The sequence below is a fragment of the Bacillus sp. EB V-12 genome (genome assembly GCF_056158125.1).
Window position 1 is genome coordinate 15,201 of sequence record NZ_JBUXJL010000010.1, and the last position, 12,090, is coordinate 27,290.

Here is a 12,090-nt window from a genome sequence, read left to right on the forward strand (position 1 = left end):
TAACGTACTTCTAAAAACTACTGTAAAGCTTTTTGAAGAAAGGGTAGATGTTATTTTTGCAGCATGATTTATTATTACTCACTTAGTATAGGTACTTAAAAGTGCCTACATCACTTTAAAGTACGTACTGTTATTCATGTTATGGCCGATTTATAATAACACTCGTAGCACAAAGAAAGTTATAACGATTACAATCGGCAACAATGTGGTGTTACAGTGTTGCTTATAAATTTTGAGAAGAAATATGAAAAGTATAGGTTTATATGAATGAGGGAAAGTGAGTGAAACACATGGAAAAGTTTGCGAACCATTTTGGATATAATCGTATGTTTGCGAAAGATCAACTTACGTTAGGAGTTCACATTCCGATTGAAAATTATCAGTTTCATGCTCCAACGATGGAAAAACAAGTAGAGTTAGTACAAAAAGCGGAACAATACGGTTTTACAGGTGTATGGCTTCGCGATGTATTGCTGCAAGACCCTGATTTTGGTGATCCTGCAACAGGTCAAATTTACGATATGATGATTTATTTGACGTATTTAGCAAGCAAGACAGAGAAAATCGCATTTGGAACGTCGGCAACAGTGTTGTCACTTCGTCATCCATTGCGTGTAGCAAAAGAAATTGCTACATTAGATCAACTATTTCCAGAAAGAATTATGCTTGGCGTTTCATCCGGTGACAGACGTGCCGATTTCAAAGCATTAGGTGTTAGCCATGAAACACGAGGTGAAAAGTTTAGAGAAGCATTTGCTTACTTGGAAGAAATTTTGTATAAAAACTTCCCGTCTATCCAGTCGACACTAGGAGAAGTTCATGGTGCGAATTTAGTTCCAAAACCGTCTAAACGTGTTCCAACCTTTATTACAGGTTTTAGTCAGCAAAATATGGAATGGTTCGCTGAACATGGAGATGGATGGATGTATTATCCACGTAGTCCGGTGCATCAGGCGGGAGCAATTGGACAATGGAGAGAACGAGTAGAGGATTATCATCCAGATGTATTCAAACCATTTATACAACCGATGCATTTAGATTTATCTGAAGATCCAAATGAACGTCCTACACCGATACGTTTAGGTTACCGTACAGGGCGTAAGGCACTAATTGAATTACTTGATATATATAAAAGTATTGGTGTGAATCATTTATTCCTTGCTCTATTTGATGGTCAACGTCCAGCTGACGAAGTATTGGATGAGCTAGGAGAAGAAGTGCTGCCGCATTTCCCAGCCTTGTAAAGGAGTGAAAAGAATGAAAGCAATAGGACTTATGCAATATGGAGATAAAAGTGTACTACAAGAGATTGAAATGCAGACACCGCTATTGGAAGACAACGATGTACTGATTGAAGTATATGCAGCTGGTGTAAATCCTGTGGATTGGAAAATACGTGAGGGTTTACTTCAAGACGTAATTTCTTATGACTTCCCGCTCGTTTTAGGATGGGATGTTGCAGGTGTAGTTGCTTCTATAGGAAAAAACGTTACCGCATTTAAAGTGGGGGATGAAGTATATAGTCGTCCAGATATTGAACGAAATGGTACTTATGCAGAGTACGTGGCTGTAGATGAGAAGTATGTAGCGAAAAAACCGAGAAATCTATCTTTTGAGGAAGCAGCATCAATCCCTCTAGTAGGTTTGACAAGTTGGCAAAGTTTAGTGAAATTCGCTAATGTTCAAAAGGGTAATAAGGTTTTAATTCATGCTGGATCTGGCGGGATTGGTACGTTTGCTATTCAGCTAGCAAAAAGCTTCGGTGCACATGTTGCAACTACGACTAGTACGAAAAACATACAGTTAGTAAAGGATCTAGGCGCTGATACTGTCATTGATTACAAAACAGAAGATTTTTCTTTGCTTTTGCATAATTACAATATTGTATTTGATGTGTTAGGCGAGGATGTACTAAAGGATAGTTATAAAGTGCTTGCCCCAAATGGAAAGTTAGCGTCTATCTATGGTCCGAAAGGTATGGAAATTCCGCAAACTGAAGTAGCAAGAGAGAAAAATATTCAGAGTGACCATATATTTACTGAACCTAACGGATATGAACTTTCTCTTATTACAGAATTAATTGAGGACGGGAAGATTAAACCTGTTGTAACACATGTGTTGCCTTTACATGTAGAAGGCGTAAAAAAAGCACACCACATAAGTGAATCAGAACGTGCTCTTGGCAAAATTGTATTAAAGAAACATTGGTAAAGTATGAGGATTTAGAGAGAGCGTTGTGCTAAGTAGCGAATGAGCTAATATATTCTTTTCTAGCAATTGTTTTAAAAAGGGAGATAGCAAATGGATTCAATGACATTTCTTTTACCCCGCATTAACAGGCAGTAAGACCCCCACCTCAAAATTCAGCGATATCATAGAAGTTAGGTGGGGCAACTGCCTGTAAAAGCCCGATTGGTTCAACTAATAATCAGTGGGGATGAACAAAACCCCCACTGATTAAAGTTTCACTTTATCCGGAGCGACAGGGGGATTTAGCGAAACGCAAAATTTACCCTGCTTTATACAAACTATTTAGTAATGAAAATATACCGCAATCTCTTTCGATTATCGGTATTGGCAGAAGGGGAATGTCAGATGTGGAATTTCAAACAATAGTAGGACAATCCCTTACTACATTTTCTAGAAAATCTACTGATGACGAATCAGGAGTAGAAGAATTTATTAGCACATTTCGTTATTGTCAATTAGATACAGCGAATATAGAGGACTATCAAGATTTGTTGCGTCTTGTAAAGAGGCGTGAAATAGAATTAAACATTCCTGAAAACCGTATGTTTTATCTATCTGTTATACCAGAAGTATTTAATGTGATTGCTTTAAATATTAAAGAGAGTGGATTGTGGGCTACAAAAGGATTAAACCGTCTTATTATAGAGAAGCCTTTTGATTATAATGTAACGTCTGTTCGCGAGTTTAATGAAGAATTAATTGAAGATTTTGACGAAACTGATATTTATTATATCGATCATTATCTTTGAAAATGAATGGTAACTAGGAATACACTTAGAAAAGTATTACGAAATAAATAGTATGTAATGCAAGACATTTTTATTGACGATAATAATTTATGTGGTTAATATACTAGACATAAGATTACTTAATTACTAAAAGTAATCAGATATAAAATGTTTTGTTAAATTCTATAAATAAGTAAGTTGTAGTAGAAATGCTTTGAATTGCCACTATTAATATTGGGGACAATGAGAGAGCGAAAGGTATAAAAAGAATTGGAATTAGATAACTCTTTGTTTTTTATAAAAACAGGAAGTATAAGAGTATGAGCTTCTGTACAATTCATTTTTAGTATATTGAAGAGGATTATACAACAAGAGGGGGACTGAACTTGGAATCAATGACCTTTGTTTTATTTGGAGCGACAGGGGACTTAGCTAAACGCAAAATTTACCCCGCGCTATATAACTTATATAGAGATCAAAAGCTTCCAAAGCAAATATCTGTTATCGGGCTTGGAAGACGTCAAGTATCTCACGAAGATTTTCAAGAAAGAATAAAAGAATCAATAGAGACGTTTTCTCGTCAGAGGGAAGAAGGTACTCCGGAACTGGAAGGTTTTTTAGATAATTTTCGCTATTGTCCATTAGATGTGAGTAAGCCGGAAGACTATGAGAGATTATTACAAGTCGTTCGTGAAAGGGAAGAAGAGCTACATATAAAAGGTAATAGAATGTTCTATCTTTCAGTTGCTCCTGAATTTTTCGAGACGATTGCTTTAAATATTAAGGAAAGCGGACTTGATAAAACAGATGGATGGAAACGCCTGATGATTGAGAAACCGTTTGGGCACGACCTTGCATCTGCTCGTGAGCTGAATGATAAGCTTAGTCGCACGTTTGAAGAAGACGAGATATACCGTATTGATCATTATTTAGGTAAACCGATGATTCAAAACCTTGAAGCGCTAGAATTTGCAAATCCTGTTCTCCAGTCGATTTGGAATAAAGAACATATAGCGAATGTACAAATCACAGCTAGTGAAACAGTTGGGGTTGAAGAAAGGGCAGGATATTATGACCAGGCAGGAGCCATTCGAGATATGGTTCAAAATCATATGTTACAAATATTAATGATGACTGCTATGAATCTGCCGGAAAAGGTTAATGCATGTGAAATTCGAGAGGAAAAGCGAAAGGTAATGGAGACGCTTCGTAAAGTGAAAAAAGAAGACGTTCAAAACCATATCATTCGCGGACAATACGCTTCAGGAGAGATAAAAGGCGGGCAAGTTGTAGCATATAAAGAGGAACCAGGAGTAAATCCTTCTTCTAACATAGACACATTTGTTGCTGCTCGCTTGTGGATCGATAATCCATTTTGGACTGGCGTTCCCTTTTATATACGAACAGGTAAACGAATGAAAGAAAAGTCTACTCGTATTGTAATCGAATTTAAAAATACGTTAAAACAGCAATATCAAGATAGTAATCCAAATGCAGCACCTAACTTGTTAATAATTGAAATTAGCCCAGGTGAGAACGTTTCATTACAGTTAAATAGTAAAAATCCATTAAAAAATGGAGAAATTGAACCGATGCGTATTAACTTTACTTGTGAGCAAGCAGATGTGGGAGTACCTGAAGCGTATGAAAGACTCATTCATGATGCTGTGAGTGGAGATGCTACATTCTTTGCACATTGGAAAGAAGTTGAATTGTCATGGGAATGGGTACAACCAATTCTTGAAGCATTCGAGGAAAACTTATTACCACTTCATGAATATGAGTCTGGTTCATATGGTCCAGATGCGTCGAATGAATTATTGCAAGAAAGTGGATTTAAATGGTGGTTAGATCAAGAAACGGAAAAATAAGTACTTTCTTTCATGAAAGCATGTAGGGGGACGATTACTATGACACAAAACATAAATCAATTAGCAGTGAATACAATTCGTACGTTATCAATTGATGCTATTAATGCGGCAAATTCAGGTCATCCAGGTCTTCCGATGGGAGCAGCACCGATGGCTTATGCATTATGGGCGAATCATTTAAATCACAATCCTAATCACCCAGAATGGTTTAACCGTGATCGATTCGTTTTATCAGCGGGACACGGATCGAGCCTACTGTATAGCTTACTTCATTTAGCTGGATATGACGTTTCAATTGATGACTTGAAAAACTTCAGAAAGTTAAATAGTAAAACACCAGGACATCCTGAGTTTGGTCATACTCCTGGAGTTGAAGCGACGACAGGCCCGTTAGGACAAGGGATTGCTAATGCTGTCGGAATGGCAATGGCAGAAGCTCATTTAGCAGCGAAGTTCAATAAGGATGGTCACTCTATTATAGATCACAATACGTACGCATTAGTCGGAGATGGTGACTTAATGGAGGGTGTCGCTTATGAAGCGATGTCAATGGCAGGACATATGAAACTTGGCAAGTTAATTGTACTGTATGATTCAAATGAAATTTCACTTGATGGTGAATTAGGCATTGCTTTCTCTGAAGATATTCAGAAAAGGGCAGAATCTGTACATTGGCAATATGTAAGAGTTGAAGATGGAAACGATGTCGATGCTATTACAAAAGCCATTACATTAGCGAAAGAAAATACGGATCAACCTACTCTTATAGAAATTAGAACCATTATAGGTTATGGAAGTCCAAAAGTTGCTGGAACGAACAAAGCACATGGTAATCCGCTTGGAGTAGAAGAGGCAACAGCGACAAAACAAGTGTATGGTTGGGATTATGAGGAAGACTTCTTTGTGCCTGAAGAAGTAACAGCTCATTTTAATGAACTGAAACAAAAAGGTATTGAAAAAGAGAATGAATGGAATGAGCAGTTCAACGTATACAGAGAGTCAAACCCTGCACTAGCAGATGAATTAGAAAAAGCGATTACAGGTGAGGTTTTAATCGAAGCGAAAGACATTCTATCCTTTGATACTGAAAAAACGATTTCTACTCGTGTTGCAAGTGGGGAAGCTATTAATCATTATGTGAAAACGATTCCTTCTATTTTCGGTGGAAGTGCAGATCTTTCTCATTCTACGATGACAGATATAAAAGGTGAAGCAGTATATGCAGTAGAATCGTATGCTGGCCGCAATATATACTTCGGTGTACGTGAACATGCAATGGGCGCGGCAGCGAATGGACTGGCTCTTCATGGAGGGGTAAAACCATTCGTAAGTACATTCTTTGTATTTAATGACTATCTTCGTCCATCGATTCGACTTGCTGCACTGCAAAAGTTACCTGTTACTTACGTATTTACACATGATTCGATCGCTGTAGGAGAAGATGGTCCAACGCATGAACCTATTGAACATTTAGCAGCTCTTCGTGCAATTCCTGGTTTAACAGTTATCCGCCCGTCAGATGCAAATGAAACAGCAAGTGCGTGGGCGTATGCATTACAGCAAACGGATGGTCCAGTCGTTTTAGTACTGAGTCGTCAAAATTTACCGGTGTTTAATGAAACGAAAGCGAACATAGAGAATCTCTCTAAAGGAGCTTACGTATTAACGGAAACAAATGAAAATCCGGATGTAATTTTAATTGCGACAGGTTCTGAAGTATCTTTAGCTGCTAGTGCAAAAGCAAAACTAGAAGAAGACAATGTCTCTGTTCGCATCGTTGCAATGCCGAGCTGGGAGTTATTTGATCGCCAATCGAACGAATATAAAGAATCCGTTCTTCCGTCTTCTATAACGAAACGAGTATCTCTTGAGATGGGTGTATCTCTCGGTTGGGAACGTTATGTAGGGCAAGAAGGAAAAGTACTATCAATTGAAACATTTGGAGCTTCAGGTACTGGAGCTGAAGTCATGAATCTATTTGGATTTACGATAGAAAATGTTGTTCAAATTACAAAAAATGTGTTGAATTCTTAAGCTATGACTGTGAATACCTTTCTAGATTTATCAATACTGAATGGTATTCAAAATCGTAGTGATATGAATTTTTAATAAAAGATAATCTGAGGAGGAATTATATTATGCAAGTAGGATTAATTGGGTTAGGTAAAATGGGATTAAATTTAGGGAAAAATTTAATGGATCATAAACATGAAGTAGCAGCATTTGATTTAAATGCAAGTGCAGTGGAAGAAATGAAAGAGTACGGGGCAACAGGTACATCTAGTTTAAGTGAACTTGTTCAGTCATTACAATCACCAAGAATTCTTTGGGTAATGGTACCACACGCTGTTGTTGATTCTGTTATTGATGAGGTTACACCACTTTTATCAAAAGGAGATATTTTAATTGAAGCAGGTAATTCACATTATAAAGAGTCTATCCGCCGATATGAACAATTAAAGAAAGATGGCATTCACTTTATGGATGCAGGAACTTCTGGCGGAATGGAAGGCGCTCGTAATGGTGCTTGTTACATGATCGGAGGAGATCAAGAAGCTTGGGACATCGTTGAACCTATCTTCCGCGATACTGCTGTAGAAAATGGATTTTTATATGCTGGAAAAGCTGGTAGTGGTCACTTCTTAAAAATGGTTCACAACGGAATTGAATACGGTATGATGGCTGCTATTGGTGAAGGATTTGAGATTCTAGAGAAAAGTGAATTTGACTACGATTATGAAAAAGTATCAAGAGTATGGAACAACGGTTCAGTCATTCGCTCTTGGTTAATGGAATTAACAGAAAATGCATTTTCTAAAGATGCAAAACTGGATGAAATTAAGGGTGTTATGCATTCTTCTGGTGAAGGAAAATGGACAGTAGAAACAGCATTAGACCTTCAAACAGCAACTCCTGTTATCGCAATGTCTCTATTAATGCGCTACCGCTCATTAGACAATGATACATTTACAGGAAAAGTTGTAGCAGCTCTGCGCAATGAATTTGGCGGACATGCAGTAGAAAAGAAATAAAGTGAAACTTTAATAAGTAGGGGCTTTATTCCACACCAATCGGGCTTTTACGGGATAAGCATATTAAACATGTAACTCATCAACGTTTAAAAACTGGAGGGAATGGATCATGAAATTTTTTATTGATACTGCAAATCTTGAGGACATAAAAAAAGCATATAAACTTGGAGTTTTAGCTGGTGTTACAACAAATCCTTCTTTAGTAGCAAAAGAGGGCATTAAGTTTGAAGACCGTATTGCAGAAATTTGTCAGGCAGTGCCGAAAGTTGAATCTGTTTCGGCAGAAGTAACGCCAGATGCTGTTACAGCTGAAGAGATGATCGCTCAAGCAGAGGAACTGATTAAGATTAACGGCGGCGATGAAAAAGTTACAATAAAACTTCCGATGACGCTAGCAGGATTAGAAGCTTGTCGCTATCTTACTGAAAAAGGTGTAAAAACGAACGTTACACTTATTTTCACCGTGAACCAAGCACTTTTAGCAGCTCGAGCAGGTGCAACGTATGTTTCTCCATTTTTAGGGCGCTTAGATGATATTTCTGAAGATGGCGTATTATTAGTTGCTAAAATTGCTGAATTATTCGATGTTCATCAATTAGATACACAAATTATTGCGGCTTCTGTTAGACATCCAGATCACGTAACTCGTGTAGCGATGGCAGGTGCTCACATTGCAACAATCCCTTATAAAGTAATCGAGCAACTTGCTATGCACCCATTAACAGATCAAGGTATTGAGAAGTTTGCTGCGGATTGGGCGAAAGCTCCTAAATTATAATGCATAAAAGTGAAGGGGCTTTCCGAAAATTGCTTTTCATGAGAGGACAAATCCTAAGTAACTTCATCGTTTAAACTGGATCCTGAGTTTGTAGTCTTACTACGTGAAAACAGCAGAGAAGAAAGTGTCATTCACTTTTGAAGAAGGAAAATATGCTCGTATGAAGCATGTATAAAATAACACTATAATTATGAAAGAGAAATCCCCTTATCAGAGAGAGTAGTTAACATGTATCTCTGATAAGGGAGATTCTTTTTGTATAAATTATTATTTTGTGAAGATGATTTGTATATCGATATATAAATTCTTACTCATGAAAGAACGATATAGGTTCTCTTAATTGTATAGTAATTTTGAAAGGGTTTACATAAAGGGGTGGAACTGAGTATGAATATGTACCTTTTAATGATTACATTATTATCAATCGTAATTGTTATTTTAGGGGTGTCGTGGTGGAGATGGCATGCGTTTATTAGTTTAACGGTTGCAAGTTTGTTTTTAGCAATTATGTCTGGAATGCCAATGGATAAAATAGTGAGTGCTTATGAAACAGGAGTGGGAAGTGTTCTAGGGCATTTAGTAGGTATTTTAGTATTAGGTACAATTTTAGGGAAAATGATGGCAGAGTCAGGTGCTGGAATGCAAGTGGCAGAGTTCTTTATTAAATCCTTTGGGATAAAAAACTTACCATGGGCTATGTTAATTGCAGGTTTTATTATTGGAATCCCGGTGTTTTTTGAAGTAGGTATTTTAATATTACTGCCGTTAGTAATTTCAATTCATAAAACAACGAAACAAAATATTTTATTAATAGCATTACCAGCAATTGCTGGGCTATCTGTCGTGCACGGTCTTGTTCCTCCGCATCCAGGGGCCATAGTTGCAATTGGTATTTATAAAGCGAATCTTGGGAAGGTACTAATGTATTCACTCATTATTACATTTTTTGCAGCGATTATTGCAGGTCCTATATTTGCGAAATGGATTCACAAACGTGTAATTCCTGAAAATGAGCCAGAATTGATTCGTGTAAATACAAAATCAACGAAATTACCAGGAATAGGGGTTTCATTTTTAGTTATATTGTTACCTGTTATGTTAATGGTTTTAGCTGCAGCAGCTCCTTATGTGCCTCTTTCTAATACTTTGATGAAGATTATCACATTAATCGGTAGTCCTATCATTGCACTATTGATTGCATGTTTTGCGGCGTTCTATTTTCTTGGATTTCGTCAAGGTATCGATAAAAAAGCTATTAAGAAGATAACAGAAGATAGCTTATTACCAATCGGTTCAATTGTTGCGATTATTGGTGCTGGCGGGGGTTTTAAGCAAATTCTTATCGATAGTGGGGTAGGGAATGCTATTGCTCAAATGTCTGAACATTTAGCTCTATCTCCAATTGTATTAGCATTTATAGTAGCTGGTTTAATTCGAATTGCGACAGGGTCAGCGACAGTCGCCTTAACAACAGCAGCGGGTATCGTTTCGCCAATCGTTGAAAATACAACAGGTGTGAACTTAGAATTACTCGTTATTGCAACAGGTGCAGGAGCATTAATGTTTTCACACGTAAACGATGCTGGTTTTTGGATGGTAAAAGAATACCTAGGTTTAACAGTGAAAGAAACATTTAAAACATGGACAGTATTAGAAACGTTACTTTCATTTATCGCTTTTGGAGGCGTTTTACTAATCGATATGTTTGTTTAAGATAAAGATGTTTCTATTTAGATAATTGTGGCATACAACGTTATCAATAGATAAAAGGAATGTATTTTTATGGTGGGATACTGTAACAATTTTTTGTTAGGAGGAAGAAATGGTGAGCTCAAAATATATGATTGGTGTAGACATTGGGACAACTAGTACAAAATCAGTTCTATTTTCTACTGATGGATCTGTTATTGCTAGTCATGGAATTGAATATCCTTTATATTCTCCTACGCCTGAAACAGCAGAACAAGACCCAGAAGAAATTTTTCGTGCAGTAATACATACGATTAAAGAAACTGTACGATCAAGTAGTGTACAGCCAAGTGATATTCTTTGTGTCTCTTTTAGTTCGGCAATGCATAGTATCATTGCTGTAGATGAAAAGGGAAAGCCGTTAACGAGATGTATCACTTGGGCAGATAATAGAAGTGCAAGCTGGGCGGAGAAAATAAAGAATGATATGAATGGTCACGAAATTTACCTTCGTACTGGGACACCAATTCATCCGATGTCACCACTTTCGAAATTAGTTTGGCTACAGAATGAGAAGGCAGAGTTATTCGCAAAAAGTTATAAATTCATTTCTATTAAAGAATATGTTTTTTACAAGTTATATAAAGAGTATGTAATTGATTATTCTATAGCATCAGCAACAGGGATGTTTAATTTAAAATCTTTAAAATGGGATGAAGAGGCTTTATATGTTGCGGGAATTACAGATGAAAAGCTTTCAAAGCTTGTTCCAACAACGCACAGTTTAACAGGATTAGATGAAGAGCTGGCCAAAGAGATGAATGTACCTGTTTCTACGCCTTTTGTAGTAGGAGCGAGTGATGGAGTACTATCTAATTTAGGGGTAAATGCAATAGATCCTGGCGTTGTGGCTGTTACAATTGGTACAAGCGGTGCGATTCGTGCTGTAACAAATCGTCCTGTAACAGATCCAAAAGGGAGAATCTTTTGTTATGCGTTAACTGAAGACCATTGGGTAATCGGTGGTCCAGTTAATAACGGTGGTATGATTTTCAGATGGGCTCGTGACCAATTGGGTACTTCAGAGATTGAACTTGCGAAGCGTTTAGGAAAAGATCCATATGAAGTACTTACTGAAATAGCAGCAAAAGTGAATCCTGGATCTGACGGTTTATTATTTCACCCGTATTTAGCAGGGGAAAGAGCTCCTTTATGGAATGCAAATGCACGAGGATCTTTCTTTGGACTCGGATTGCATCATAAGAAAGAACATCTGATCCGTGCTGTTTTAGAAGGAGTAATTTATAACTTATATACAGTTCTTCTCGCTTTAAAAGAGCTAATTGGTGAACCGAAAAAAATTCAAGCGACAGGTGGTTTTGCAAGATCGGAACTTTGGAGACAGATGATGGCAGATATTTTCCATCAAGACGTATATGTTCCGGAAAGTTTTGAAAGTTCTTGCTTAGGAGCTGCAATCCTCGGTTTATATAGTTTAGGTGAAATAGATACATTATCCGTAGTTTCTGAAATGGTAGGTGCAGATTTTCATCATGAGCCAAACATGGAAAGTGTGGAAAAATATAAAGATTTAACGCCAATCTATATTCGTCTGTCCCGTCAATTGGAAGAAGAATATGAAAGTATAGCAGCGTACCAAAAAAAGTGGGTTTAAAAGCTATTTACCAAGAAAATATGGTAACGTATAAAGAGGTACTCCGATTTTTTAGGATACTCTTTCA

At 37.2% G+C, this 12,090-nt stretch carries 9 protein-coding genes; all 9 read left to right on the forward strand.

Translation table 11 applies throughout. From position 1 onward, the window contains the following. Positions 1-290: 290 nt before the first annotated feature. The 9 genes from ACZDYH_RS23945 (at position 291) to gntK (ending at position 12,023) form a co-directional block, all read left to right on the forward strand. Complete coding sequence (locus ACZDYH_RS23945) at positions 291-1,244, forward strand: LLM class oxidoreductase (protein ID WP_042867147.1); 954 nt, start codon at positions 291-293, stop codon at positions 1,242-1,244. A 13-nt stretch (positions 1,245-1,257) separates the two neighbouring features. Then, complete coding sequence (locus ACZDYH_RS23950; RefSeq protein WP_086411405.1) at positions 1,258-2,211, forward strand: NADP-dependent oxidoreductase; 954 nt, start codon at positions 1,258-1,260, stop codon at positions 2,209-2,211. 296 nt (positions 2,212-2,507) lie between these two features. Next, positions 2,508-2,999, forward strand: coding sequence for a glucose-6-phosphate dehydrogenase (locus tag ACZDYH_RS23955; RefSeq protein ID WP_088363227.1), 492 nt, complete (start codon positions 2,508-2,510; stop codon positions 2,997-2,999). Positions 3,000-3,364: 365 nt separating this feature from the next. Then, positions 3,365-4,849 (forward strand): glucose-6-phosphate dehydrogenase, encoded by a 1,485-nt coding sequence (gene zwf / locus ACZDYH_RS23960; RefSeq protein ID WP_016122892.1) that lies wholly within the window; start codon positions 3,365-3,367, stop codon positions 4,847-4,849. A 39-nt stretch (positions 4,850-4,888) separates the two neighbouring features. Further along, entirely contained in the window at positions 4,889-6,883 is a 1,995-nt protein-coding gene (tkt, locus tag ACZDYH_RS23965; RefSeq protein WP_088363226.1) for a transketolase, read from the forward strand. 104 nt (positions 6,884-6,987) lie between these two features. Beyond that, positions 6,988-7,881, forward strand: a complete 894-nt coding sequence (gene gnd / locus ACZDYH_RS23970) for a phosphogluconate dehydrogenase (NAD(+)-dependent, decarboxylating) (protein ID WP_001195911.1) — start codon at positions 6,988-6,990, stop codon at positions 7,879-7,881. Between the two features lie 109 nt (positions 7,882-7,990). Next, on the forward strand, positions 7,991-8,659 hold the full coding sequence (gene fsa, locus ACZDYH_RS23975; protein WP_000667676.1) for a fructose-6-phosphate aldolase: 669 nt from the start codon (positions 7,991-7,993) through the stop codon (positions 8,657-8,659). Positions 8,660-9,046: 387 nt separating this feature from the next. Continuing rightward, entirely contained in the window at positions 9,047-10,372 is a 1,326-nt protein-coding gene (gene gntP, locus ACZDYH_RS23980) for a gluconate permease GntP (protein WP_006922503.1), read from the forward strand. Between the two features lie 109 nt (positions 10,373-10,481). Then, on the forward strand, positions 10,482-12,023 hold the full coding sequence (gene gntK, locus ACZDYH_RS23985; RefSeq protein WP_006922506.1) for a gluconokinase: 1,542 nt from the start codon (positions 10,482-10,484) through the stop codon (positions 12,021-12,023). Positions 12,024-12,090: the final 67 nt, after the last annotated feature.